Genomic DNA, 25032 nt, shown 5'->3' with positions numbered 1-25032 from the left:
GTGCTCAGCCCTTGACGGCGCCGGCGGTCGTGCCGGCGGCGATCTCGCGGTTGAGGAAGACGAAGGCCGGCGGGGACGGGAGGGTGATCGGACCCGTGCTCAGCCCTTGATGGCGCCGGCGGTCATGCCGGCGACGATCTTGCGGTTGAAGAAGACGAAGGCCAGCAGGGGCGGGATGGTGATCAGGACGATGTCCATGAACAGCAGGTTCCACTGCGTGCTGTACTGGCTCTGGAAGTTGTAGAGGGTGACCTGCACGGTGGCGTTCTCGTCGCCGGGCAGGAAGTACAGCGGGTTGACGAAGTCGTTGAAGACCGCCACCGACTGGGTGAGGATGACGGTGATCGTCACCGGCTTGAGCAGCGGGAAGATGACCTTGAAGAACAGGGTCAGTCCGCTGCAGCCGTCCATCATCGCGGCCTCGTCCAGCTCGCGGGGGATGGCCGCGATGAACGCGCGGAACAGCAGCACCGCGTACGACAGGCCGAAGGCGACCTCGACCAGGATGAGCCCGGGCAGGGTCTTGAACAGCCCGAGGGCCTGCAGCAGCCAGATGGTCGGCACGATCGCGGGCGGGATGATCAGCCCGGACAGCACCAGGACGTTGGCCAGGGCGCCGAGCCTGCCGGCCCGGCGCTGCATGACGTAGCCGGCCATCGCGGCGCACACCACGATCAGGGTGACGGACGCGACGGTGAGGATCGTGCTGTTGACGTAGGCGCGCAGCAGCACGTAGTCCCGCGCCGAGATCACCTCCACGAGGTTCTCCACGACCGGCCAGCTGGTCGGCCAGGAGAAGTCCAGGTCGGCGGCCTGGTTCTCGTCCTTGACGGCCGTCAGCAGCATGAAGGAGAAGGGGACCAGGAAGACGACGGCGGCCACGACGAGCGCGGCTGCTTCGGCGCCGGTCCTGCGCAGATTCTTCACGGGGCTTCTCACGGCGCTTCTCACGGGGCGACCTGCCTTCTGCCCAGGAACCAGTTGAGCGGGATCACGATGGCGGTGACGACGACGAACAGCAGCACGTTGCCCGCGGTGGACAGGCCGAAGAAGCCGGCCTGGTACTGCTTGTAGATGATCGAGGCGATGACGTCGCTGGTGAATCCGGGCCCGCCGCGGGTCATCGTCCAGATCAGGTCGAACGAGCGCAGCCCCCCGATGAACGACAGGATGATCACCGAGTAGGTCGCCGGCCAGCTCAACGGCAGTGTGACGTGCCGGAAGCGGTGCCAGGCGCTGCCGCCGTCCACCGAGACGGCCTGGTAGTAGTCCTGCGGGATGGACAGGATCCCGGCGATGTAGATGACGGTGGCCAGGCCCACGCCCTTCCACACGTCCACCAGCGCCACCGACAGCAGCGCGGTGCCCGCCTCGCCGAGCCAGTCCGGGCCGGAGATCCCGACCAGCGCCAGGACCTGGTTGACCAGACCGGTGTCGGGAGCGAGCAGCACGCTGAAGGTGATGCCGACCGCCACCGTGGAGACCAGCACCGGGAAGAACACCACCGAGCGCAGGAAGCCGCGCAGCCGCAGCTTCGAGGTCAGCAGCACGCCCAGGCCCAGGCCGAGCACGACCTTCAGGCCGCTGGTCACCGCCGCGTAGACGACGGTGTTGCGGAAGCCGATGCTCAGGTTCTGCTCGGCCAGGAAGTCACGGAAGTTGTCCAGGCCCACGAACTCGCTGTCGAACAGCGTCCAGCGGGTCAGCGAGAAGTAGAAGGCCATCACCGTCGGGATCAGGAAGATCACGGTGTAGACGACGGCGGCCGGCAGGTAGAGCGCGTAGGGGTAGGCGGGGCCGCTCCTGCGCCGGGCGCGCCGGGAACGGGGGCGCCGCGCCGGGAGACCGGCCCCCGCGCTGTCGCGGGGGCCGGCGTCCCTGGTGTCCGGCTGGTGCCTGGTCACCATCCTTCGAGTCCCAGCTGCTTGGCCTGCTTCTCCACGTCCTTGTCGTACTGGGCCGCGCCCTCGGCGGGCGGGGTCAGCCCGGAGCCGACCGCGACGGTGATCTGCTCCAGGGCCGGGCCCTTGACCGGGGACAGGAACTCCAGTGCGGGCGTCGTGGCGTTCCTGTCGATGTAGGCCTGCAGGTCCTTGGCGGCCTGGATCGCGTCGTCGGGGAGCTTCGCGCCCTCGATCCGGTACGGCCCGGCGGGCCGGACGACCTTGCCCACGGCCTCGGTGGCGGCGGGGGAGGCGACGAAGGCCAGGAACTTCTTGGCCGCATCCAGCTTGTCGGTGGTCTTGGCGATGTAGATGCCCGGCGGCTCCCAGAGGGTGGCGCCGTGCGTGGCCGGGTCGGTGCCGGGGACGCCGAAGAAGCCGATGTCGGTGGCGACCTGCGGGTTGTCCTTCAGCATGGGCGGCAGCATGGCGCTGAGCATCGGGTAGTGCGCGCCCGTGCCCTCGACCAGCAGCTTGAGTCCCTGGTCGGCGGTGGCCGAGCCGAAGCCCTTGTTGACGTATCCCTTGGCGTGGACCTCGGCCAGGTGCTCGAAGCCCGCCTGGGCGGCCGGGGTGGCGGCGAACTTGGCCTTGCCCGCGGTGTAGTCCTGCGCGAAGTCCGGCACCTGGGTCTGGACGTTGTGGAAGTCGCCCAGCACGAACAGCTGCGAGGTCCAGGTGTCCTTGAAGGTGGTGATGACCGGGGTGATCCCGGCATCCTTGATCTTCTGGTTGTTGGCCATGAACTCGGCCCAGGTGGTGGGCGTCTTCAGGCCGAGCTTCTCGTAGACCTTGCGGTTGTACAGGATACCGCCGCCCATGCCGGCGCCGGCCGGCACGCCGTAGACCTTGCCCGCCTGGCTCACCACCGGGAGGAAGTCCTTCTGGACGTTCGTCAGGACGGGGTCGCCGGTGAGGTCGACCATGGTCTGGGCGGGGTTGAGCGCCTGGAGCAGGGACCCGGAGTTGTACCAGAACACGTCCGCCATGTCGCCGGTCGAGAGCCGGGTCTTGACGATGTTGTCGCCCTCGGTGCCTCCCGGCCGGGTCTCCACCTCGACCTTGACGGTGGGGTCGGTCTTCATGAAGGCGTCGGCGAGCGCCTTGGCCCCGTCGAGGGTCAGCGGGTCCTTGTCCACGAGGAAGGACAGGGTGACCGGGCCGCCGCCGGCGGCGGGTTCCGGGTCCGAGCCGCCACCGCAGGCGGTCAGCAGGAGGGACGCCGAGACCAGCGCCAGTGATGCCTTGAGTTTCACTTCGTCTCCCAGGGGGGTCTGCTTGAACCGGCCGGACGGCCGTGATGCCGAAGGCTGTGCGCATGAGCCGCCGAACCCCCGAACGCCCTCCGCAGCGGGAGCCCGTGGACTCCAGCTGGTGGAACGTTTTAATCGGCTGCGCGAGCCGGCAGTCCGGCACCGGATGTTTCCGGTGGGTTTCTCAGTTCCTGCACTGGATGGTGCACCCCGGAGAGGCGTGGTCGATAGGCCGCTATTCACCACTTGGTAGCACGAAATTAACCTCGTCCGCCGGGATGGGGGCGGGTAGGGTGCGCCCATGCATGACGATCCGGTGGCGGAGTCGGAGGGTTTGCTCTACTTCACGGACGGCTCGCTCGCCTACGCCGGCCGCTACCTCCACCACGGCTTCTTCCACGCGCACACGCACAGCTTCGTCGAGGTGGCGGTCGTCACCGGCGGCAGCGCCGTCCACCACACGACGACGGGCCGCGAGCCGCTGAGCCGCGGCGACGTCGTCCTGCTGCGGCCCGGTGCCTGGCACGGGTACGAGGAGTGCGACGGGCTGGAGCTGTACAACTGCTGCTTCAGCGTCGAGCTGCTGCACCGGGAGCTCGCCTGGAGCCGGGAGGACGCGCTGCTGGGATACCTGCTGTGGACCGGTCCGTACTCCATGGACCGCAGGGGGACGCTCTCCTTCCGGCTCTCCGAGGAGGTCATGCAGGAGTGCCTGACCCATCTGGGCGGACTGGACCGGCTGCGTTCACGCCCGGTCTCCCAGCACCGCGGCGACATCATCGGTCACCTGTCGGTGTTCCTCGGCAACCTCGCGCGGGCCGCCGTCCAGGAACGGGAGGGGGCCGAGAAGCCGACCGGTCCCGCCCATCCGGCCGTCGTGCGGGCGATGCGGCTGATGGAGGGCAGAGTCGCCCACGACTGGACACTGACGGAGCTGGCCGATCAGCTGCACCTGGCGCCGGGATACCTGGTGCGCCTGTTCAAGACGGCGACGGGCCTGCCGCCGATGGCCTATCTGGCCAGGCAGCGGGTGGAGGTCGCCGCGACCCTGCTGCTGCTGGGCGAGGAGCCGATCGCGCAGATCGGCGAGCAGGTGGGCTGGGGGGATCCGAACTACTTCGCCAGGAGGTTCAAGGCCCACTTCGGCATGAACCCTTCCAGCTACCGCAGGAAGTTCGCTCAAAGGTCCGTCGCTCTGCGCGGCGATCTTCGCTAGGAGTCTCCCGACGATCGCCTGTCATCCGTTTACCGAGGGTGGCGTCGAGCGGGGCCGGATCATGGGGCCCGGCGGAGACCCGCGCCGGACTCCTCGTCGGACGCTGCGCGGTTCTGGGTGTGACGCGGCCGACCGGGGTGTGAACTCGGTGCCGTCAGACGCCCTCCGGGCCGGGCAGGGCCGCGGGGACGTGCCGCAGGTCGGCCTCGATCCGGGCGGCGGTCCGCCTGAGCTCGGGCAGGACGCGGTCGACCAGGCCGGCCGGGGTGGCACGGCCGGCGTGGGTGGCGACGTTGACGGCGGCGACGGTCCGGCCGGTCCCGTCGCGGACGGGCACGGCGATGGAGCGCACGCCCTCCTCCAGCTCCTGGTCGACCAGGGCGTAGCCGTCCCGGGCCGCCTGCCGCACGGCGGCCGCGAGTTCACCGGCCGAGGCGACCGTGCGGGAGGTCAGCGGCCGGGGGGTGATCGCCGCCAGACGTTCCCCGGGCAGGCCGGCCAGCAGGACGCGGCCCATGGAGGTGGCGTAGGCGGGGAAGCGGGTGCCGACGGTGATGTCGACGCTCATGATGCCGACCGTGGGCACGCGTGCCACGTAGACGACGTCGTCGCCGGAGAGCACGGCGAGCGAGGCCGACTCGCGGACCCGGGCCACCAGGTCCGCCAGGTGCGGCTGGGCGATCTGCTGGAGACTCAGCTCCGACAGGTGGGCGTAGCCGAGCTCCAGCACCCGGGGCAGCAGGACGAACCGGGTGCCGTCGGCCGCCGCGTACCCCGTCCGCTCCAGGGCCTGGACCGCGCGCCGTACGGTGGCCCGAGGCAGGCCGGTGGCTCTGGCGGCGTCGGCGAGGGTGAGCCCGCCGGGCGCCGAGCCGAGCGCGACCAGCACGGCCAGGGCGCGGGCCAGCGACTGCAGGTATTCGGTGCCCAGTTCCGCCTTCGCGGCCCGGGAGGCGTCGTGGAACGCGGCGGGCGGGGACTGCGGCGCCGGGGCCGTGCGGAGTGCCGTCTCCATCGCCGCGGCGGTCTCCCGCAGTCGGGGCAGGACGTGCTCGCGCAGACCGGCGGCGGTGTGCCTGCTGGTGTGGCTGACGGCGCTCAGCGCGCAGACGGCCCTGCCGCCCGGGTCGCGCACGGGCATCGCGATCGCGACGAGGCCGGGTTCGACCAGCTGGTCGTCCTCGGCCCACGGTGCGCTCGGATCACGCAGAATCAGACCGGCCGCGCAGCGGTCGGCGGGCAGCGTGTCCCCGACGCGGAAGGCGACCGACAGGGTGCGCCTGCGGGTGAACTGGCCGATGAAGCGGATGTCGGCGCCGTCCGGTACGGCGAGCGACACCGACTCGTCCAGCTCGTCGGCGAGCCGCCGGGCGTGCGGGCCGAGCAGTCGCGGCAGCCCGCTGCCGTTCAGATACGCCTCGCCCAGCTCCATCAGGCGCGGAGCGAGCAGCACGTCGCGGTCGTCGATCCTGAGGTGGCCGAGGTGGACGAAGGTGGCCAGGACGCGGTCGACCGTGGACCTGGCCAGGCCGGTGGTGCGGACCAGGTCGGTGGCGCGCGTCCGCCGCCGGGGCTCGGCGCACAGGGCGCGCAGGACGGCCAGGCCGCGCTCGACGGTTCCCGCCGGTTCCATCCGCATCTCCATGGGTTCAGTGCGGCCCTTTGACAGGGGCGCTCTCCATACGCATACTCAGCCACACATTAGCGAACAAAAGTTCATTCAGCGAACAATATGGACTGGGTGGAGCGTCGTGCGCAGAGACACGGGAAGAGACGGTCCGGGAACAGACCCGGCAGTGGGCCGGGGGAGCGGCAAGGTGGCGGCCTCGACCGCCGAGGCGCTGGCCGGGGTGCACGACGGCGCGTCGTTCGCGGTCGGCGGCTTCGGCCTCAGCGGCATCCCGAACGTGCTGATCAAGGCGCTGTACGACACCGGCGTGACCGGTCTGAGCGTGGTCTCCAACAACTGCGGGACGGACGGCGGCGGCCTGGGCGTGCTGCTGGCCGCCCGGCGGATCGCCCGGGTGACCGCCTCCTACATCGGCGACAACACCGAGTTCGCCCGGCAGTACCTGGCGGGCGAGCTGGAGGTCGAACTGACCCCGCAGGGCAGCCTGGCCGAGCGGCTGCGCGCCGGCGGGTGCGGCATCCCCGCCTTCTACACCCCCGCCGGGGTCGGCACCCCGGTCGCCGACGGCGGACTCCCGCTCCGCTACGCCGCCGACGGGTCGGTCGCGGCGGCCTCACCGCCCAAGGAGACCCGCGCGTTCGACGGCCGGACCCACGTCCTGGAGCACGCCATCACCACCGACTTCGCGCTGGTCCGCGCGGCCAGGGGCGACCGCCACGGCAATCTGGTCTTCGCCAAGGCCGCCCGCAACTTCAACCCGCTGGCCGCGATGGCCGGACGGGTCACCGTCGCCGAGGTCGAGGAGCTGACCGAACTGGACCCCGACGAGGTCCACCTGCCCGGGATCTTCGTGCAGCGGGTGCTCCCGCTCACCCCCGAGCAGGCCGCCGACAAGGGCATCGAGAAGCGGACGGTGCGCACCCCATGAGCTGGACACGCGACGAGATGGCCGCGCGGGCGGCGGCGGAGCTGCGCGACGGCGACCACGTCAATCTCGGCATCGGGCTGCCCACCCGCATCCCGTCGTTCCTGCCGGCCGGTACGGACGTCGTGCTGCACTCGGAGAACGGCGTGCTCGGCGTCGGCCCCTACCCGGCCGAGGACGAGGTCGACCCCGACCTGATCAACGCGGGCAAGGAGACCGTGACCGTACGGCCCGGCGCGTCGTTCTTCGACTCGGCGCTCTCCTTCGGCATGATCCGCGGCGGGCACGTCGACGTGGCGGTGCTGGGCGCGATGCAGGTCTCGGCCCGCGGCGACCTGGCCAACTGGACGGTCCCCGGCAGGCTGGTCAAGGGCATGGGCGGGGCGATGGACCTGGTGCACGGCGCCCGCCGGGTCATCGTGGTCATGGAGCACACGGCCAGGGACGGCTCCCCCAAGATCGTGCGGGAGTGCTCGCTCCCGCTCACCGGCCGGGCGTGCGTCCACCGGGTCATCACCGACCTCGGCGTCCTGGACGTCACTCCCGAAGGGCTGCGGCTGGTGGAGACCGCCCCCGGGGTGAGCCCGGACGAGCTGCGCGGCCGTACCGGCGCGGAGGTCACCGCATGAGCACCGGCACGCGAGCCGTGTACGTCCTCGACGCCGTGCGCACCCCCTTCGGCCGGTACGGCGGGGCACTCGCGGGCGTACGCCCCGACGACCTGGCTGCGCACGTGCTGAAGGCGCTCATGGAGCGCACCGGCCAGGAGACCGTCGACGAGGTCGTCCTCGGCAACGCCAACGGCGCCGGCGAGGAGAACCGCAACGTCGCCCGGATGGCCGCGCTGCTGGCCGGGCTCCCCGTCACCACGCCCGGCGTCACCGTCAACCGCCTGTGCGGCTCCGGCATGGAGGCCGTCGTGCAGGCCTACCGGATGATCGCCCTCGGGGAGGCCTGCGCGGTGGTCGCCGGGGGAGTGGAGTCGATGACCCGCGCGCCCTGGGTGCTGCCCAAGCCGGACCGCACCTTCCCTCCGGGCGGCCAGGAGCTCGTCTCCACCACCCTCGGCTGGCGGCTGGTCAATCCGCGCATGCCCGCCGAGCACACCATCGCCCTGGGCGAGGGCGCCGAGCTGATCGCCGACAAGCACGGCATCACCCGCACCGAGCAGGACGCCTTCGCCCTCGCCAGCCACCGCAAGGCCGCCCGGGCGTCCTTCGAACGCGAGATCACCCCTGTCGGCGGCCTGACCCGCGACGAGGGCATCCGCCCCGACACCTCGCCGGAGAAGCTGGCCGGGCTCAAGCCGGTCTTCCGCCCCGGTGGCACGGTCACCGCGGGCAACTCCTCCCCGCTCAGCGACGGCGCGGCGGCACTGCTCCTGGTCAGCGGGGACGGGCTGCGCGGCCGGGAACCGCTGGCCCGGATCACCGCCAGCGCCGTCAGCGCGCTGGAACCCCGCCACTTCGGCCTCGGCCCGGTCGAGGCGACCCGCAGGGCCCTGGAGCGGGCGGGCCGCGGCTTCGCCGACCTGACCACCGCCGAGCTGAACGAGGCGTTCGCCGCGCAGACGCTCGGCTGCCTGGCCGAACTGCCCGAACTCGACCCGTCGATCGTCAACCCGCAGGGCGGGGCGATCGCGCTGGGCCACCCGCTGGGGGCCTCCGGAGCCCGGATCACCGGCACGGTCGCCCACCGGCTGGCCGCCGCCGGATCCGGCACCGGCCTGGCCTCCCTCTGCATCGGCGTCGGCCAGGGCCTGGCCGTCATCCTCGAAAGGTAACCGCTCCATGCCCCTCACCCAGGCCGACATCGACCGGGAGATCGCCGAACGGCATGCCGCCGCCGTGCCCGGCGACCACCCCGCGCGCGACTACGCCCCCTACCGCAGCACCCTGCTCCGCCACCCGAAGCAGCCGCCGGTCCCGGTGACCGACCCCGAGGCCGCCGAGCTGACCGGCCCGGTCTTCGGCCTCACCGACGTGACCGCCCTGGACAACGACCTGACCCGGCAGCACCCCGGCGAGCCGCTGGGCGAGCGCATCACCGTGCACGGCCGCATCACCGACCGCCACGGCCGCCCGGTCCGCGGCCAGCTCGTGGAGATCTGGCAGGCCAACGCCTCCGGCCGCTACCCCCACCAGCGCGACGACCACCCCGCCCCGCTCGACCCGAACTTCACCGGCGTCGGCCGCTGCCTGACCGGCGACGACGGCGAGTACACCTTCACCACGATCAAGCCGGGCGCCTACCCCTGGCGCAACCACGTCAATGCGTGGCGGCCCGCGCACATCCACTTCTCGCTGTTCGGCACCGCCTTCGCCCAGCGCCTGGTCACCCAGATGTACTTCCCCGGCGACCCGCTCTTCCCCTACGACCCGATCCTGCAGTCGGTCACCGACGACCGGGCCCGGCAGCGCCTGGTCGCCGCCTACGCGCACGACCTGTCCGTGCCGGAGTGGTCGCTCGGCTACCGCTGGGACATCGTGCTGGACGGCCCCGCCGCGACCTGGATGGAGGAGGGCCGATGACATCTCCCGCGTCGGCCTCGAACCGCGACCGGCTCGCCGGGGGCCGCGGCGCCGATCCCACCCCCTCGCAGACCGTCGGGCCGTTCTACGGCTACGCGCTGCCCTTCCCCGGCGGCGGCGACCTCGCCCCGGCCGGGGACCCGGATGCGATCACCGTCCACGGCCGCGTCCACGACGGCGCGGGCGAGGCGGTCCCCGACGCGCTGCTGGAGTTCTGGCAGGCCGACCCCGCCGGGAGCCTCGCGGGCGCGCCCGGCAGCCTGCGCCGCGACCCGGTGACCGGCGCGGTCATCGGCAGGAACGGGGTCGACTTCACCGGCTTCGGCCGGGTCGCCACCGACGCCGACGGCCGCTGGGCGCTGCGCACGCTGGCGCCCGGCAGCGGCCACATCAGCGTCTGCGTGTTCGCCCGCGGCCTGCTGCACCACCTGTTCACCCGCGTCTACCTGGCGCACGACCCCTTCCTCGACACGCTGCCCGCCGGTCGCGGGCGCACGCTCCTGGCCGAGCGGGAGCGGGAGGGCGTCTACCGGTTCGACATCCACCTGCAGGGCGAGAAGGAGACGGTCTTCCTTGACTTCGGATGACCACGCCGACCCGGGTGACCTCGGACTGCTGGCGCCCATGCGGGGAGCCGTCCACCGGACCGGGGACGCGGCCGTGCTGGCGGCCATGCTGGACGCCGAGACCGCGCTGGCCCGCGCCCAGGCCGCGCTGGGCGTGATCCCGGCCGAGGCCGCCGCGGCCGTGGTCGCGGCGGCCGGATCCGGTGCCCTCGATCCGCTGGGCCTGGCCGTGCGGGTCCGCGCGGGCGGCAACCCCGTCATCCCGCTGGTGGAGGACCTCCGCGAGGCCGCGCAGCCGTACGGCTCCTGCGTCCACCGGGGCGCCACCAGCCAGGACATCCTCGACACCGCACTGATGCTGGTCGCCCACCGGACCCTCGGGCCGGTCCTGGCCGACCTCGACCGCGTCATCACGGGACTGACCCGGCTGGCCGCCGAGCACCGCGCCACCCCGATGGCCGCCCGCACCCTCACCCAGCAGGCCGTGCCCACCACCTTCGGGCTCAAAGCCGCGGGCTGGCGCAAGCTGGCCGTCGACGCACGCACCCGGCTGCGTGCCGTACGGCAGGCGCTGCCGGCGCAGCTCGGCGGCCCCGCGGGAACCCTGCACCCCCTGGAGCGGGGCCCCGCCGTCCTGGCCCGCTTCGCCGCCGAACTCGGCCTGGCCGAACCCGTGCTCCCCTGGCACGTGCTGCGCACACCCGTCGCCGACCTGGCCGGAGCGCTCGCCTTCACCACGGGAGCACTGGGCAAGCTCGCCGCCGACGTGCTGGTGCTGTCACGCACCGAGATCGGCGAGCTCACCGAGGGGGTGGGCGGCGGCTCGTCGTCCATGCCGCACAAGCACAACCCGGTCAGATCCACGATGATCGCCGCGGCCGCCCGCCAGACGCCCGCCCTGGCCGCGATCCTGTACGGCTCGCTCGCCGCCGAGGACGAGCGGCCGCCGGGGGCCTGGCACGCAGAGTGGCAGCCACTGCGCGAGGCGCTGCGGCTGGCCGCCGGAGCGGCTCGCAACGCCGCCGAACTGGTCGCCGACCTGCGGGTCCACCCCGCACGCATGCGCGCCAACCTCGGCGTCACCGGCTCGGCCGACGCGGCGCCGTACCTCGTCGACAGAGCGCTGAAGGAGCCATGACGATGCTGCACCACCGGCTGGACGGGCCCGAGCGGGGCGAGCCGCTCGTGCTCGGGCCGTCGCTCGGCACCTCCCTGCGGGTGTGGGATCCGCAGCTGCCCGCGCTGGCGCGGACCTTCCGGGTCCTGCGGTTCGACCTCCCCGGTCACGGCGGGTCCGGCCCGGCCGGCGTGCGGACGATGGAGGACCTCGCCGACCTGGTGCTGGAGCTGGCCGACGCCTGCGGGTTCGCGCGCTTCCACTACGCCGGGGTCTCCGTCGGCGGCGCGATCGGCGCGACCCTGGCGGTGCGGTCTCCCCGGCGGGTGCTGTCGCTGGCGATGCTCTGCTCCTCGGCCCGCTTCGGCGAGCCGGAGACGTGGCGGGAGCGGGCGCGGCTCGTCCGGGCCGAGGGCACCGGGCCGCTCCTGGAGGCCGCGGCCCGGCGCTGGTTCGCCGGGCCCGTCCACCGGGACCTCCTCGACGACCTCGCCGGCGCGGACCCGGCCGGGTACGCCGCCTGCTGCGACGCGCTGGCCGGCTACGACCTGCGCGGATCGCTGGCGCAGATCACCGTCCCCGCGCTGGTCCTGGCCGGCCGTGAGGACCCCGCGACACCACCGGCACACGCCCGGCAGCTCGCCGACGGCATCCGCGGGGCCGCCCTGGTGGAGGTGCCCGGCGCGGCGCACCTGGCCGGCGTCGACCGCCCGGAGGCCGTCACCGCCGCCCTGCTCGCGCACCTGCCCGCCGTGCAGGGCATGGCCGTGGAGGGCATGGCCGTGCGGCGGCAGGTGCTCGGGGACGCGCACGTCGATCGGGCGGTCGCCCGCACCACGGACTTCACCCGTGATTTCCAGGACCTGATCACCCGCTACGCCTGGGGGGAGATCTGGACCCGCCCGGGCCTGGACCGCCGGACGCGCAGTTGCGTCACGTTGACCGCGCTCGTGGCCCGCGGCCACCTCGAGGAACTGGCCATGCACGTGCGCGCCGCGCTGCGCAACGGCCTGACCCCCGACGAGATCGGTGAAGTGCTGCTGCAGACCGCGATCTACTGCGGGGTGCCCGCCGCCAACGCCGCGTTCGCCGTCGCCCAGCGCGTGCTGGACGAGACCGGGGAGGGACCGGTGCTCCCGTGAGGGCGTCCGGTGAGGGACCGGGGCGCCCCTGGCCTTGTGGCGGCCGCATCTCGTGCATCGCGATCACATCGCTCGGCTTGAGGTGCGGCCGGCGTTCAAGGGTGAGGGAAGATCCAAGGCCGCCCGGTACGGCGTCAGGTGGCGACAAGCTGGCGGGTGATGCCGGGATCGCTGATCCTGGCGTCGTCCGCCAGCAGGAACGCCTTCGACAAGATGACCGACAACATCCCGCCGTCCTCCTCGAACGGCAGGAACACCGATGAGGCGGAGGGGTCGCGGCCGGGGACGATGCACAGGTAGGCGTCGTTCGGCTCCATCAGGATGTTGCCCGATCCCAGATGGATCCGGTAGGTGCGCAGGTGCCCGCGCACGCGCAGGAACCGGTCGGTCAACTCCACCCGGTCGGCGATCTTCAGCCGGGGCAGCAGCCGGGCCAGCGCGTCATGCCGCGTTCGAGCGGTCTCGCCCAGTTCGCCGAACCCGTACGACTGCCAGTAGCCGTCATGCCCGGCTGCCGCCTGCTGGTCGAGCCCCAGGGACCCGACCCCTACGGCGAGGTCGGCGTCGCGCAGCAGCTCCGAGAACACCAGCGGCGGCACCTCGGTGAGCGGCGCGTCGCCGGGGAGATCCGCGTGGCGGAACCGGATCGCGTCGGTGGCGGCGCAGGAGGCCGTGCCGTAGTCGTCCTGATGGGGGTCGGAGGCGACCTGCATGCCCCAGCTCGCCTGCCAGCCGGCGAGCGTCTTGACGGCCGCCCCCACGTCGCCGCCGCACTCGTAGTCCCAGTGACCGATCGACAGCCCGCTCCAGCCGCGTTGCTCCAGCAGCGCCTTGGCCTGCCCGTAGCGCACAAAGTGACCCTTGAAACGGTCGGAGTGGGTGCGGGTGCGCTCCTCGGCCGGGGTGAGCAGGTAGACCTCGCGGAACGCCTGCTTGAACGGTTGCCTGACCCCCCGCTCCAGCAGGTGGTCGCGCCAGCCGCGCACCCCCTCGGCGCTCTCCTGGATGGGGTGCCACAACCGGACGGGTGTGTCGGCGCCCGGCCGCACGGATCCGCCGCTCGCGTCGGCCAGTGCCCAGCCGCCGCCGCTCCTGGCCGGCAGCCCGGCGAACCCGTCGGGGAGCCGCCAGATGAGGGCGCGGGTGTAGGGGCCGGTGACCGGATGGTCGAAGAAGTACTGCCCGGCCTCCTGCCAGGACAGCTCGCGTTGGACGATGAGCATCTGCTCCAGGCGCAGCCGTTCGGCGGCCTGCGTGCGCTTGAGGTCTTTCAGCGTGGCCTTGAGATCGGCGAGCACCGGATCCTTGCGGATGGACTGGGGCGCCGACTTGACGACGCGTCCGGACGCGTTGACGAACCGCAGCACCGGCCCGTCGACGTCGAGCCGGACGACGCAGTCGCCGACCTGCTCCTCCCGGACCCCGTCGGGGCCGAGCCCGAAGGCCGGAACCGTCCGGTCGACGAGCTGTTCGTGGCTCAGCCCCTCTTGCACGGCCACCGCGTCGAGGGCATCGGACGCCTTCGCCAGCAGGGCCGGTCTGCGCAGCCTGGCTCGCACGCGCGCGAGCACGCCCACCGTGTCGAGGCCGCCCCGCTCGGCCAGCACGTTCAGTGCGGCGTTGGCCAGCCGCTCGTTGCGGCAGACGGCGGCGCCGCCGGTGCCGTTGCGCCCGATGCCGCAGTTCGTGGCGACGTCGCCGAGCAGCGTGGGCACCCAGGGCGCGTCGATCACCTCGCAGGTCCACAGCATGCCGCGCAGCGGGAGGGCGGTGCGGCGGGCGAGGAAGACCCTGCCGCCGGGCTCGCGGCTCTCGCGGTGGGTCGCCACGCGGGAGAGGATCTCGCGCAGCACCGCCACGCCGTCGTCGGTGAGCAGCGTGCGGACCTTGGCGAGCCAGGCCTCGCTGGGCCTGCCGGCCTTGGCCTTGCACCAGTGCTTCAGCAGGGGCAGCACGGCGGGGTGAGCCAGCCGGTCGGCGTACTTCCCCGCCATGGCACGAGCGATGGGATCGCCGTCCCAGACCAGGCTGCGCACGACCCCGGCCGCCCCGTGCTCCGGGGGCTCGGTCAGGACGCGCTTCAGCTCCTTGCGTAACGCGGCCCGGCCCGGGCTGCGGTGGGCCGGGTGCCACGGCGGCGCGTCACCGAGGATCCGACGGCGTTCGGAGTATCCGAGCGTCGCGATGGCGGCCAGCGGAATCCGGTACAGCTCGGCGTGCCCGGTGTGACCGCAGCTCGACAGCGCGTCGGCGACCTCCCACAGGACGCGTGTGTCCTCGAACGTCCAGGGGATGTCGCCATCGGCCACCTCGCGCACCGAGCGGAGCACCTCCTCGGGGTACTCGTGGCCGCCCTCTTCGCCCAGGCTGAGCCGCAGCTGCACCCACATGCCGAACGCCCTGCGCCCGGCCTCGTCGGCGCCGGGCCGCCCGCCCGCGTCGTACAGGGCGAACAGCTCACGCGGCAACCCCGTGAGGTGGTGGTCGAGCAGGTAGCCCTGGGACTTGGGAAAGTCGTCGAGGACGCCCATGTCAGACTCCGGCCCGCGGCACGGAGCGGACGAGCGCGCGCGGCGGGCCCGCGTCGGCCCGAGCGGGAAGGGCGGTCTCGACCGAGCACCTGGCGGTGGTGTTCTCGTCTCTGAAGGTGGCCGTGGCCATGGGGGGAGCTCCATCGTCGTCGGTCAACGTGACGGGCCATAGGTATCAACGGGCACCGACAATCGCGGTGGGGCCGGCGGCCGGCGGGCGATCCGAGTACAGTCCCGGCCGTGACCGGCCTTCAGACCGCATGCGCGGCCGGGGTCCGTGACATCGGGCCGCGCGGCGACGTGCTGTGCCGCCGTCTTGAACCGCCTGGACGGAGATTTCAGTGGTCGAGGAGCACTCCCTCCACCGTCGGTCAGGGCCGGACGGTGAGGTCGTCGGAGCGGCCGGCTTCGAGGCGCGGCCACTGGGCGATGGGGCGTCCGTCGGTCCGCAGGCTGGAGTCGTCGTCGACCCGCCGCGGTTGCGGCCAGCCGGGAGGTGAATCCTCCTGCGTCTCCTGGCGTCCGTACACGGTGAGGTCCATGAGCGCGTAGCTGTAGTCCATCTCCTCCACGCCGCGGAGGGTCGTCCAGTAGGTTTCGAAGACCCGGTCGCGGTCCCGTACGTAGCACACGAGGTACATCATGCCGAGGCGGCGTCCGACGAGGAGTGTGTCGAGGGAGTCCTGTGCCGAGTACCACGGCATTCGCCAGCCCATGAAGTCGCGGTAGCGGCTGCTTTCGTCGTAGGGCCCCTGGCAGAAGACCGCGTAGGTGATGTCGCGGGAGTGAAGGTAGGACAGCTCCGCGAGATGGGTGTTGCACCACGTGCAGCCTTCGCACTGCCCGGCCGCGGGGTTCCCGGGATACCACATGAAGTAGTAGGCGATGAGCTGCCGGCGCCCTTCGAACGCGTCGAGCAGGGTGGTCGGTCCGTCGGGCCCGATCAGCGTGGTGCCGGCGTCGACCTCGACCATGGGCAGGCGCCGCCGGGCCGCGGCGATCGCGTCGCCTTCCCGGGTGTGCGCCTTCTCCCGAATCCGCAGCCTGTCCAGCTCGGCCTGGAATGCGGCCCGGTCGACGGCCTCGGGCAGGCCCGGCGCGTCGGCGGCGCCGGCCCCCGCCGGCTTCGGCGGGACCGACCCCGCCGCGCAGCAGCCGGAGCCCGGCGACGCCGGCCCGGCGCGATTCGTGGACTCATCCTCCATGGCCGTCTCCTGTCGTCGTGGTCATGTCGGTGCCTCCGCCCGCTCTGGTGACAGCCTGTTCATCATCTTGTTTCCCGCAGGGTCTTCCCTACCCCCACGGGGATGTGCGGTCCTGTCGCTCTATCGGCAAAACGCGACCACTGACTGCTCTCAGCCCTTCGCCTGGGCTACCTCGCCGTCACGAACACCTTCACCGCGCTGCGGTTGCTCCGACGGGCGATCGAGACAAGGACGTCGAGATCCTTATGACGTGCCTGAGTCGCGCACCGCGTCTGAATACGGACCCCCGCTCTGCAGCGGGTCCGGGTGGCTGAGGTACGGGATAACCGGCCTTATCACGTACATCGAGGCTCCTGGAGTGGGAGGCAAGGGGCTTCCGCTGTCCTCATTTATCGAATATCGTCGATGGGCGATGAATGAGAACAAGGGGCCCTTGCCGCGTGCGGAGGCCGAGGAGTACGCGAGCTGGTTCAAGGCACTGGCCGACGCCACCCGCATCCAGCTCGTCTCGCTGCTGGCCCGGCGGCGGGAGCCGATGACCGTCGGGCAGATCGTGGAGGCCTCCGGGGTGGGCCAGTCGACGGTCTCCCACCACCTGAAGGTTCTGGCCGAGGTCCGGTTCGTCCTGGTGGAGCGGCGCGGCACCAGCAGCCTGTACCGGATCAACGAGGCCTGTGTCGGCTGCTTTCCCACCGCGGCCGACGTGGTGATGGGCGCTCCGGCCCCGGCCGCTCCCGCGGCGGAGAAGGACCCTGCGCCATGACCCGTGACGCCGCCGACAGCCTCCGCCCCGAGGCCGCTGGGCCGATCGGAGCGCCCGGGGCCGACGGCCTGGTCGTACGTCCGATGGACGACGGTGACGCCGAGCAGGTGCTGGCGGTCTACCAGGCCGGGCTGGACGGCGGGCAGGCCGGTTTCGAGACGACCGCGCCGAGCTGGCGGGACTTCACCGCGGGCAGGCTCGCGCACCTGTGTTTCGTCGCGGTCGATCCCGGGAGCGGTGCGGTGGCCGGCTGGGTGGCGGCCTCGCCGGTGTCGTCGCGGTGCGTCTACGCCGGGGTGGTCGAGCACAGCGTCTACGTCCACCCCGGCCACCGGGGCCGAGGCGTCGGCCGCCTGCTGCTGGGCGCGCTCGTCGCGGCCTGCGAGGAGGCCGGGATCTGGACGATCCAGTCCGGCGTCTTCCCCGGCAACACTCCCAGCCTGCGCCTGCACGAGGCGTTCGGCTTCCGCGTGGTGGGCGTGCGCGAGCGCATCGGCCGCCACCGCGGCGTCTGGCGGGACGTGGTGCTGCTGGAGCGGCGCAGCACCACCGTCGGCACCTGAGCCCGACGGGAGGCGGCCGGGAAGTGTTCATCCGCCGTTCGCCGACCCCGAAATCGATATCTGCCAATATCGGTGTCCATCGACATAGACGTCAGTCGATGCACGCGGCTGCACGCGCCGACCCGATGGAGGAAGACGATGACCGACACCGACAACCCGGGCGAGCTGACCATCGACCAGCGCCTGGCCGTGGCCACCGCGGCCAGGCGCCTGGGCGAGGAGTTCGCCGGCACCTTCAGCGCCGAGACCATCGAGGGCTTCCTGCACGCCAGCTACGACCAGTTCGCCTCCCGCGCCGCGATCGCCACCTTCCTTCCGCTGCTGGCCGAGCGCTTCGCCCGACAGCGCTTGTGCGCCCTGGCCCGCGTGGAAGGCCACAGCGACGGCCGCCCGATCGTGCTGTTCTTGTGCACCCACAACGCCGGCCGCTCCCAGATGGCGCTCGGCTTCTTCACCCACCTGGCCGGCGAGCACGCCGTGGCCTGGTCGGGCGGCTCGGAGTTCGCGACCGAGATCAACCCGGCCGCGGTGGCCGCCATGGCCGAGGCCGGCATCGACATCTCCCGTGAGTTCCCCAAGCCGTGGACCGAGGAGATCGTCCGCGCCGCCGACGTGGTGGTCACCATGGGCTGCGGGGACGCCTGCCCGGTCTTCCCGGGCAAGCGCTACCTGGACTGGGAACTGGACGACCCGGCGGGCAAGGGCGTCGAGGAGGTCCGCCCGATCCGCGATGAGATCGAGCGCCGCGTCCGGGCCCTGCTGGCCGACCTGGACGTCCCCGTCTCCTGACCGCCGCCGCTCGCCCGGGGCCGCCTTCCGGCCCACCCATCGACATATGTCAATATAGATGGCTGACGAACTCGCTGGACCGACGCGCTGAGCAGGGAGAACGATGGAACCGCTGGAACCGCTGGAGTGCTGCGCGCCGCTGGCCCGCGAGCCGATCGACCCCGGCCGGGCCGCCACCGTGGCACGGGTCTTCAAGGCCCTGGGCGACCCGGTCCGGCTGCGCATCCTGTCGATCGTGGCCAGCCACGCCAGCGGCGAGGCGTGCGTGTGCGACCTGACCGCCGCCTTCGACCTGTCCCAGCCGACCATCAGCCACCACCTGAAGGTCCTCAAAGACGTCGGCCTGCTCACCTCCGAACGGCGGGCCTCGTGGGTGTACTACCGCGTGGTGCCCGAACGGCTGGCCGAGCTGTCGGGCCTGCTCGCCGCGCCTGCCGCCATGACCGAACACTGAAGGAAACGCTCATGTCCTCTCCTGCCCGTACTCCGGCGTCCGCCGCGGTCACCGATCCGGGCGTCCTCAAGGGCCTGTCCGTCCTGGACCGGTTCCTGCCGGTGTGGATCGGCGTCGCCATGGCCGTCGGCCTGCTGCTGGGACGCCTGGTTCCCGGTCTGGACACCGCGCTGGAGGCGGTGCAGGTCGGCGGGATCTCGCTGCCGATCGCACTCGGCCTGCTGCTGATGATGTACCCGGTGCTGGCCAAGGTCCGCTACGACCGGCTCGGCACCGTCACCGGCGACCGGCGGCTGCTGATCAGCTCGCTGCTGCTGAACTGGCTGCTCGGCCCGGCGCTGATGTTCGCCCTGGCCTGGATCTTCCTTCCCGACCTGCCCGCCTACCGGACCGGGCTGATCATCGTCGGGCTGGCCCGGTGCATCGCCATGGTGCTGATCTGGAACGACCTGGCCTGCGGCGACCGCGAGGCCGCCGCCATCCTGGTGGCGATCAACTCGGTCTTCCAGGTCGTCGCCTTCGCCGCGCTCGGCTGGTTCTACCTGGAACTGCTGCCCGGCTGGCTCGGCCTCGGCGAGGGGACCGCGCTGGAGGTCTCCGCGGCCGACATCGCGCAGAGCGTACTGGTCTTCCTCGGCATCCCGCTGCTGGCCGGCTACCTGTCGCGCAGGCTCGGCGAGCGCGCACGCGGCCGCGACTGGTACGAGGGCCGGTTCCTGCCGCGCGTCGGCCCTATCGCCCTGTACGGCCTGCTGTTCACCATCGTCGTCCTGTTCGCCCTGCAGGGCGACACCATCACCTCCCGGCCCGGCGACGTCGCCCGCATCGCATGGCCGCTGCTGGCCTACTTCGTCCTCATGTGGGGCGGCTCGTTCCTCGCCGGGCGGGCGATCGGCCTGCCCTACGACCGCACCGCCACGTTGGCGTTCACCGCCGCGGGCAACAACTTCGAGCTGGCCATCGCGGTGGCGGTCGGCGTGTTCGGGGTGACCTCCGGCCAGGCCCTGGCCGGGGTGGTCGGCCCGCTCATCGAGGTGCCCGTCCTGGTCGCCCTCGTCTACGTCAGCCTGGCCGGCCGGCGCCTGTTCTCCACCGCCCCGAAGGGAACCGCTCATGTCTGACACGCCCGCCAAGCCCAGCGTCCTGTTCGTGTGCGTGCACAACGCCGGCCGCTCCCAGATGGCCGCCGGCTGGCTCGCCCACCTGGCGCAGGGCCGCATCGAGGTCCGCTCCGCGGGCTCGGCGCCCGCCGAGACGATCAATCCCGTCGCCGTGCAGGCGATGGCCGAGGCCGGCGTCGACATCACCGCCGGAAAGCCCAAGGCGCTCACCACCGGGGCCGTGCAGGACTCCGACGTCGTGATCACCATGGGTTGCGGAGACGCCTGCCCGTTCTTCCCCGGCAAGCGGTACGAGGACTGGAAACTGGACGATCCGGCCGGGCAGGGCATCGAAGCGGTGCGCCCGATCCGCGACGAGATCCGCGCCCGCATCGAGAAGCTCATCGCCGAGCTGCTGCCCGCCTGAGCGCCGAAGGCCGGTGCCGGCCGACCGCCGCCCGGATCCGGGCGCGTAGTGCGCTCACACCCACCGACGTTCACGGCCGGGTTCGACCGGGTGAGCGAGATCGCGCTGACGTCGATGCACGTGGTCATCGCCGCGGTGGTGGCGGGCGGGCTGCAACTGCTGGCGCGCCCTTTGACGAACTCGGCCCGAAGCGGTCGTCCGGCCGCCGCCTGAGCTCTCCCAGGGGGTCAGCGGCCCGCCATGGGGGTTGCGTCCGCCGGGAGCGGTTCGGGCACCAGCGTGGGGACGAGGCGGACGAGGACGACCATCGCCACCAGCTCGACCAGCGTCTGGGTGACCACCGCCAACGGGGCGATGCCGAGCGCCGGCGGCAGGGCCAGGGCCAGGGGCAGCACGACCAGGGAGTTGCGGGTGGCGGCGGAGAACATCACCGCCCGCGTGGCCGCCACGTCCAGGCGCGCCGTGCGGGCGGCGAGCCTGCCGACGGCCACGGCGAGCACCACGAAGGCGGCGTACAGCGGGATCACCCGGGCCAGCGCCGTCACCTGGGCGCCGACCGAGGCGATCTGGGAGCCGACGACGACGGCGAGGGTGGCCATCATCAGCGGCACCATCGATGCGGCCATGGCCTCCTCGGCCGCCCGCCCGGCCCGGTGCCGGCGCGCCAGCGCCTGCACGAGCGCCGCGGTGGCCAGCGGCGCGGCGATGAGCACGCCGAACGCCTCCAGAAATGGGGCCATCTCCACCACGGCCAGCACGTCGGGGCCCGCGAAAGCCAGCAGGTAGACAGGCAGCAGCAGCATCTGCACCAGCATCAGCAGCGGCGCGGCCGCCAGCAGCCGCGCTCTTGCTCCGCCGGCCAGGCCGGTGAAGACGATCACGTAGTCGATGCACGGGGTCAGCAGCACCAGCAGCAGCCCGAGCATCAGAGCGCGCTCGTCGGCGACGAACCGCGACAGGCCGTAGACGATCGCCGGGACGACGGCGAAGTTCGCCGTCAGCACCGTCGCCAGGAAGCGCACGTCGCGAAAGGCCCGGCCGACCTCGGCCGTCGGCACGGCCAGGAAGGTCGCGAACAGCAGCAGCGCCAGCACCGGGTTGATCGCGCGTTCCAGTACCGGGGCGGCCTGCGGGGCGAGGAGTCCGGTGAGCGCGCCGGCGGCGATGGCGGTCAGGTAGAGGGCGATCTGGTGCTCATCCCACCAGGCGACCGCGCGGGGCATGCTCACCGTTCTCCCTGGTTCTTCTGGTGCTTCTTCGCGCGCTCGGGCCGGCAGACGCTCTTCGGCTGGGCCAGGAGCAGCTCGGCGATCTCCGGCAGCGGCAGGCCGAGATGCTGGGCGGCCTCGATGAACGCCGGCCGCTCAAGAGCGCTCTCGTCGTAGTCGCGGTAGCCGTTGGGCTCGCGGCGGGCCTCGATCAGCCCGATGCCGTCGTAGTAGCGCAGCGTGGTCGCGGGCACGCCGGACCGGGCTGCGATCTCGGAAATGCGCACCCGGCCAGGCTAGAGGTTCGAGTCGACTGGAAGGTCCAGCCAGGCGTTCGTCACGCAGGCCGTGCGGGCAGGCCGGCGAACCGGAAGGCCCCGCGGCGGCTATTCGGCGGGTGTGGCGCTGCGGCCGCGCCGCCGCCGCAGCGCGACCGCGATGCCGAGCCCGCCCAGAACCAGCAGCGCGAGGGCGACGGTCCAGGAGCCCAGCCCGTCGACCCAGGCGGCCAGCGTGTTCTGCAGCCTGGCGGCGGCAAGGAGTCGGCCTGGGCGGTGATGGGGGTCAGCAGCCCCCGCACCCGCAGCCGGAAGCACCGCAGCCGGAAGCACCGCAGCCGGAAGCACCGCGGCTTTGCCCGGAGGCGGCCGCTCGGGCGGTGCGGCGCCGGTGCAGCCACCACATGCCCGCCGCGGCGGCGATCAGCACCCCGGAGATGGCCAGCAGGGCGTTTTCCAGCAGCGCGGCGCCGGCGCCGGTCAGCAGCCCGCCGGCGATCAGCAACGGCAGCGCGCAGCAGGCCGCGCACGCCAGCACCGCCAGGGCGGCGGCGACCTTGCTGCGGGTCGGGGGCTCGGTGTCCGGGCCCGCCGCGGGGCGGTGGGCGGCGGTGGTCGTGGGCAGGGTGGGGCGGTCGGCAGGCAGCGTCATCGGGGATCTCCTTCGGCCAGGTCGGCGAACGGCAGCGGGCAGTCGGCGCAGGTGCAGTGGGTGAGGCTGTCGCAGCGGGCGGCCACCACCTGCTCCAGGGCCGTGCGGATGGTCCTCAGGTCGGCGATGCGCGCGTTGACCTCGGCGAGTTTGGCTTTCGCGCGCTCTTGCAGGTCCGGGTTGGGGTGGCCGCGCCGGCCGGTGTCGATCAGGTCGGCGACCTCGTCCAGGGTGAAGCCGAGCCGCTGTGCGGCTTTGATCACGCCGAGCAGGGCGACCGTGCCGGGCGGGTAGATGCGGTGCCCGCCGGGACTGCGCTCGGGTTCGGCGATCAGGCCGCGGCGCTCGTAGTAGCGCAGGGTCTGGATGTTGACTCCGGCCCGCTCGGCGACCTGGCCGGTGCGCAGGTGCAGCCCGTCGAAGAAGGTCTCCATCACACGCCCGCCTGGGCCGCGGCGGCATCGGCGGTGCCGAACAGCGCGGCCAGCAGTTCACCGGCGCCCTGCGGCGCGGTCACGGTGAACACCATGCCGCCGGGGCCGACGGTCAGAGTGAAGGTGAAGAACGAGCAGCACGCGAATTCGGCGGCCGCCAGCCGGGCCAGCTCCACCGCGACGTCGGCGTCGTGGTCGTAGGTCAGCCGAAGTCCGCCCCCGACCGGCGCACGCCCCGTGGCGGGGGCCAGCCCGGCCTGCCAGGCAGCGACGCGCTCGCGCATCGCCTCCACACCGCCGCCCAGCGTGCACACGATGTCCGGCCCGTCGGCCGCGACGTCATCGGCCAGGGTCAGCGCGACGCGGGCGACCGGGATACGCGGGGCGGTGACCGCCGACGCCGCGCTCAGGCACGCGCACCCGCCACTAGAGATCTGATCTGCCATGACGGCCTCCCGCCGGTTGGTGTGCTTCGACGGTAAGGCTGTACCTGGGTACCGGATGCAAGTCCGTTACGGCAGAAGTCGCCGGAGAATCTCCGCGACGTCCTGATGGACGTCCGGATGCCCGAAATGGACGGCGGCTAACGCCCTTGCAGAGTCCTGACGTTGTCGCCGAACGTCCAGTTCTTCGAACCGTCCCAGTTGATGGACCAGGTCATCAAACCCTTGAGGCCGCCGTTGAAGGCGTTCCAGCTCTGGGCGACCAGAGCGGGCGACATGTGGCCGCCGCCGGCGCCGGGCTGGGCGGGCAGACCGGGGACCTGCTTGTCGTAGGGAACCTTGATCGTGGTGCCCTGAACGACCAGCCCGTCGTTCAGACAGGTGGTCTGGGCGGTGAAGCCCTGGACCGTGCCCGCGGAGTAGGAGTCGCCGGAGCAGCCGTACATGCTCCCGTTGTAGTACTGCATGTTCAGCCACCAGAGGCGGCCGTTGTCGGCGTACTTCTTGATGATCGGCAGGTAGGCGCCCCAGATGGAGCCGTACGTCACGCTGCCGCCGGTGACGTAGGCCGTCTCGGGGGCCATGGTCAGGCCGAAGTCCGGCGGCATCTGGGCGAGCACGCCGTCGATGATGCGGATGAGGTTGCTCTGGGAGGGCGAGAGGCGGCTGATGTCGCCGCTGCCGGTGAGGCCGGTCTCGATGTCGATGTCGATGCCGTCGAAGTTGTACCTCTTCAGGATCGGCACGATGGTCGCGACGAAGCGGTCGGCGACGGCGCTGGAGCCGAGGTCGATGCCGGCGGTCGCTCCGCCGATGGACATCAGGATCGTCAGGCCCGCGGCCTTGGCCTGGCACATCTCGGCCGGGGTGGCGACCTTCACGGTGGAGTCCATGCCATCCTCCCACAGTACGGTGCCGTCGGAGCGGATGACCGGGAAGGCGGCGTTGACGACGTTGTAGCCGTGCTGCCGGATGCGGGGGTCGGTGATCGGCGTCCAGCCGAACGGCGGGTGCACTCCGTTGACCGCGCCGTCCCAGTTCTCCCAGTAGCCCTGGAGGACCTTACCGGTGGGCCTGCCCTTCACCGCACAGGTGCTCTCCGTCGGAGAGGGCGTGGGAGAGACCGTGGGGGTGGAGGAGACCGTGGGAGAGACGGTGGGGGTGGAGGAGACCGTGGGGGAGGGCGTCGGGGTCCCTCCGGGCCCGTCGAGGCTGACGTCGTCGGCGTGGTAGGTTCCCTGCCCGTACCAGCCGTGCAGGTAGACCGTGGCGCTGGTCTGGCCGGTCGCGGTGGTGAAGGAGACGGTGAGCCGGGTGTAGGCCGCCGCCGACGAGGTCCAGGTGGAAGCGCCGCCGGTCACGCCGAGATAGACGTGGTCGCCGCGCACCCAGGCGCTCAGCGTGTAGGCGGTGCCGGGCTGTACGGGCACGGTCTGGGTGCACCGGGCGGTGTCGGAGTCTCCGGCCGCGCCGGCGAGTGCCTTCGTGCCGGAGCGGACCGGGGAGCCGGTCACCGATCCCCGTGCTCCTGTGCAGGTCCAGGGGGAGAGGGTCCCGCTTTCGAAGCCGGGGTTGCCGAGCAGGTTGGCCGCGTGGGCCCGTACCTGTGCCTGTGCGACGAGCGTGCCCGCGACCGCGAGCAGGAGCGAGACTGCGAGCGTCAGCAGGCGGGAGGTCCGTTTCATGGGCAGCCCTTCGGTCACCCGGCCGTGGGATCACCGGGAATTGACGGGGGAGCCGCGATGACGGAAGTCGCGATCCGCAGATTCAATGAATTATCGGAACAAGCCGCCCGGATGTCCATGGCCGGCGGCCGATCGCGGCCCGGCGGCGACGGTTCGGACGCGCCTGTGCTGCACGCG

At 72.2% G+C, this 25032-nt stretch carries 29 protein-coding genes; 15 read left to right on the top strand and 14 right to left on the bottom strand.

Going from position 1 to position 25032, the window contains the following annotated elements; all coding sequences use genetic code 11:
* Positions 1-99: 99 nt before the first annotated feature.
* The 3 genes from IEZ06_RS25160 to IEZ06_RS25150 are packed head-to-tail and all read right to left on the bottom strand — an operon-like array spanning position 100 to position 3199.
* Entirely contained in the window at positions 100-939 is an 840-nt protein-coding gene (locus IEZ06_RS25160; protein WP_203872169.1) for a carbohydrate ABC transporter permease, read from the bottom strand.
* 8 nt (positions 940-947) lie between these two features.
* Positions 948-1907, bottom strand: coding sequence for a carbohydrate ABC transporter permease (locus tag IEZ06_RS25155; protein ID WP_189239144.1), 960 nt, complete (start codon positions 1905-1907; stop codon positions 948-950).
* On the bottom strand, positions 1901-3199 hold the full coding sequence (locus tag IEZ06_RS25150; RefSeq protein WP_203872170.1) for an ABC transporter substrate-binding protein: 1299 nt from the start codon (positions 3197-3199) through the stop codon (positions 1901-1903). The genes IEZ06_RS25155 and IEZ06_RS25150 overlap by 7 nt, the downstream gene beginning before the upstream one ends.
* A gap of 298 nt (positions 3200-3497) precedes the next feature.
* On the opposite strand from IEZ06_RS25150, the gene IEZ06_RS25145 reads away from it, so the two are divergent.
* Complete coding sequence (locus tag IEZ06_RS25145) at positions 3498-4412, top strand: AraC family transcriptional regulator (protein ID WP_189239142.1); 915 nt, start codon at positions 3498-3500, stop codon at positions 4410-4412.
* Positions 4413-4566: 154 nt separating this feature from the next.
* Here the strand turns inward: IEZ06_RS25145 and IEZ06_RS37525 are convergent, their stop codons facing one another.
* A complete protein-coding gene (locus IEZ06_RS37525; protein ID WP_203872171.1) occupies positions 4567-6045 on the bottom strand; it encodes an IclR family transcriptional regulator domain-containing protein in 1479 nt (492 codons plus the stop codon).
* A 184-nt stretch (positions 6046-6229) separates the two neighbouring features.
* On the opposite strand from IEZ06_RS37525, the gene IEZ06_RS25135 reads away from it, so the two are divergent.
* From IEZ06_RS25135 to pcaDC, 7 genes are read left to right on the top strand one after another with little or no spacing between them, the layout of a single operon-like run.
* Positions 6230-6970, top strand: coding sequence for a CoA transferase subunit A (locus tag IEZ06_RS25135; RefSeq protein WP_229798642.1), 741 nt, complete (start codon positions 6230-6232; stop codon positions 6968-6970).
* Positions 6967-7596: a CoA transferase subunit B gene (locus IEZ06_RS25130; protein WP_189239140.1), complete on the top strand. Its 630-nt coding sequence runs from the start codon at positions 6967-6969 to the stop codon at positions 7594-7596. Before IEZ06_RS25135 ends, IEZ06_RS25130 begins: the two co-directional genes overlap by 4 nt.
* Complete coding sequence (locus tag IEZ06_RS25125) at positions 7593-8750, top strand: thiolase family protein (RefSeq protein WP_189239139.1); 1158 nt, start codon at positions 7593-7595, stop codon at positions 8748-8750. The genes IEZ06_RS25130 and IEZ06_RS25125 overlap by 4 nt, the downstream gene beginning before the upstream one ends.
* 7 nt (positions 8751-8757) lie before the next feature.
* Complete coding sequence (gene pcaH / locus IEZ06_RS25120) at positions 8758-9498, top strand: protocatechuate 3,4-dioxygenase subunit beta (protein ID WP_189239138.1); 741 nt, start codon at positions 8758-8760, stop codon at positions 9496-9498.
* Positions 9495-10085, top strand: a complete 591-nt coding sequence (gene pcaG / locus IEZ06_RS25115; RefSeq protein ID WP_189239137.1) for a protocatechuate 3,4-dioxygenase subunit alpha — start codon at positions 9495-9497, stop codon at positions 10083-10085. Before pcaH ends, pcaG begins: the two co-directional genes overlap by 4 nt.
* Positions 10072-11202 carry a 3-carboxy-cis,cis-muconate cycloisomerase gene (gene pcaB / locus IEZ06_RS25110; protein WP_229798640.1) on the top strand — a complete coding sequence of 377 codons (1131 nt, stop codon included), beginning with the start codon at positions 10072-10074 and terminating at the stop codon, positions 11200-11202. The genes pcaG and pcaB overlap by 14 nt, the downstream gene beginning before the upstream one ends.
* Before the next feature lie 2 nt (positions 11203-11204).
* Positions 11205-12323 carry a bifunctional 3-oxoadipate enol-lactonase/4-carboxymuconolactone decarboxylase PcaDC gene (pcaDC, locus tag IEZ06_RS25105; protein WP_373293934.1) on the top strand — a complete coding sequence of 373 codons (1119 nt, stop codon included), beginning with the start codon at positions 11205-11207 and terminating at the stop codon, positions 12321-12323.
* Between the two features lie 134 nt (positions 12324-12457).
* On the opposite strand, the gene IEZ06_RS25100 is transcribed toward pcaDC, so the two are convergent.
* From IEZ06_RS25100 to IEZ06_RS25095, 3 genes are all read right to left on the bottom strand, one after another.
* The gene (locus IEZ06_RS25100; protein WP_189239135.1) at positions 12458-14854 is read right to left on the bottom strand and encodes a DUF4132 domain-containing protein; all 2397 of its coding nucleotides are present in this window, start codon (positions 14852-14854) and stop codon (positions 12458-12460) included.
* A 1-nt stretch (position 14855) separates the two neighbouring features.
* Complete coding sequence (locus IEZ06_RS37300; RefSeq protein ID WP_268245628.1) at positions 14856-14984, bottom strand: hypothetical protein; 129 nt, start codon at positions 14982-14984, stop codon at positions 14856-14858.
* Between the two features lie 241 nt (positions 14985-15225).
* Entirely contained in the window at positions 15226-16059 is an 834-nt protein-coding gene (locus tag IEZ06_RS25095; RefSeq protein WP_189239134.1) for a DUF899 family protein, read from the bottom strand.
* Between the two features lie 412 nt (positions 16060-16471).
* Between IEZ06_RS25095 and IEZ06_RS25090 the strand changes: the two genes are divergently transcribed.
* The 7 genes from IEZ06_RS25090 to IEZ06_RS25060 all read left to right on the top strand — a co-directional run bounded on the left by IEZ06_RS25090 (position 16472) and on the right by IEZ06_RS25060 (position 20368).
* Entirely contained in the window at positions 16472-16822 is a 351-nt protein-coding gene (locus IEZ06_RS25090; protein WP_189239133.1) for an ArsR/SmtB family transcription factor, read from the top strand.
* The gene (locus tag IEZ06_RS25085) at positions 16819-17385 is read left to right on the top strand and encodes a GNAT family N-acetyltransferase (RefSeq protein ID WP_203872172.1); all 567 of its coding nucleotides are present in this window, start codon (positions 16819-16821) and stop codon (positions 17383-17385) included. Before IEZ06_RS25090 ends, IEZ06_RS25085 begins: the two co-directional genes overlap by 4 nt.
* A 138-nt stretch (positions 17386-17523) precedes the next feature.
* Positions 17524-18174 (top strand): arsenate reductase ArsC, encoded by a 651-nt coding sequence (locus IEZ06_RS37520; protein ID WP_189239132.1) that lies wholly within the window; start codon positions 17524-17526, stop codon positions 18172-18174.
* Between the two features lie 103 nt (positions 18175-18277).
* The gene (locus IEZ06_RS25075; RefSeq protein ID WP_189239131.1) at positions 18278-18628 is read left to right on the top strand and encodes an ArsR/SmtB family transcription factor; all 351 of its coding nucleotides are present in this window, start codon (positions 18278-18280) and stop codon (positions 18626-18628) included.
* Positions 18629-18639: 11 nt separating this feature from the next.
* Positions 18640-19749, top strand: coding sequence for an ACR3 family arsenite efflux transporter (gene arsB / locus IEZ06_RS25070; protein ID WP_189239130.1), 1110 nt, complete (start codon positions 18640-18642; stop codon positions 19747-19749).
* On the top strand, positions 19742-20155 hold the full coding sequence (locus tag IEZ06_RS25065; RefSeq protein WP_189239129.1) for an arsenate reductase ArsC: 414 nt from the start codon (positions 19742-19744) through the stop codon (positions 20153-20155). The genes arsB and IEZ06_RS25065 overlap by 8 nt, the downstream gene beginning before the upstream one ends.
* 48 nt (positions 20156-20203) lie before the next feature.
* Positions 20204-20368, top strand: a complete 165-nt coding sequence (locus IEZ06_RS25060; RefSeq protein WP_189239128.1) for a hypothetical protein — start codon at positions 20204-20206, stop codon at positions 20366-20368.
* Between the two features lie 14 nt (positions 20369-20382).
* On the opposite strand, the gene IEZ06_RS25055 is transcribed toward IEZ06_RS25060, so the two are convergent.
* From IEZ06_RS25055 to IEZ06_RS25025, 7 genes are all read right to left on the bottom strand, one after another.
* The gene (locus IEZ06_RS25055) at positions 20383-21378 is read right to left on the bottom strand and encodes a bile acid:sodium symporter (protein WP_189239156.1); all 996 of its coding nucleotides are present in this window, start codon (positions 21376-21378) and stop codon (positions 20383-20385) included.
* Positions 21379-21380: 2 nt separating this feature from the next.
* Positions 21381-21650 (bottom strand): MerR family transcriptional regulator, encoded by a 270-nt coding sequence (locus IEZ06_RS25050; RefSeq protein ID WP_189239127.1) that lies wholly within the window; start codon positions 21648-21650, stop codon positions 21381-21383.
* A 99-nt stretch (positions 21651-21749) separates the two neighbouring features.
* Complete coding sequence (locus IEZ06_RS25045; protein ID WP_189239126.1) at positions 21750-21959, bottom strand: hypothetical protein; 210 nt, start codon at positions 21957-21959, stop codon at positions 21750-21752.
* The gene (merT, locus tag IEZ06_RS25040) at positions 21928-22293 is read right to left on the bottom strand and encodes a mercuric ion transporter MerT (protein WP_189239125.1); all 366 of its coding nucleotides are present in this window, start codon (positions 22291-22293) and stop codon (positions 21928-21930) included. The genes IEZ06_RS25045 and merT overlap by 32 nt, the downstream gene beginning before the upstream one ends.
* Positions 22290-22727, bottom strand: coding sequence for a MerR family transcriptional regulator (locus IEZ06_RS25035; protein ID WP_189239155.1), 438 nt, complete (start codon positions 22725-22727; stop codon positions 22290-22292). Before IEZ06_RS25035 ends, merT begins: the two co-directional genes overlap by 4 nt.
* The gene (locus IEZ06_RS25030) at positions 22727-23173 is read right to left on the bottom strand and encodes a hypothetical protein (RefSeq protein ID WP_189239124.1); all 447 of its coding nucleotides are present in this window, start codon (positions 23171-23173) and stop codon (positions 22727-22729) included. The genes IEZ06_RS25035 and IEZ06_RS25030 overlap by 1 nt, the downstream gene beginning before the upstream one ends.
* A 137-nt stretch (positions 23174-23310) precedes the next feature.
* Positions 23311-24855 carry a carbohydrate binding domain-containing protein gene (locus IEZ06_RS25025; RefSeq protein WP_189239123.1) on the bottom strand — a complete coding sequence of 515 codons (1545 nt, stop codon included), beginning with the start codon at positions 24853-24855 and terminating at the stop codon, positions 23311-23313.
* Positions 24856-25032 lie beyond the last annotated feature (177 nt).

The sequence above is a fragment of the Planomonospora antibiotica genome (assembly GCF_014647955.1).
Taxonomy (GTDB): domain Bacteria; phylum Actinomycetota; class Actinomycetes; order Streptosporangiales; family Streptosporangiaceae; genus Planomonospora; species Planomonospora parontospora.
This window is presented reverse-complemented; position numbering and strand designations above follow the sequence as displayed.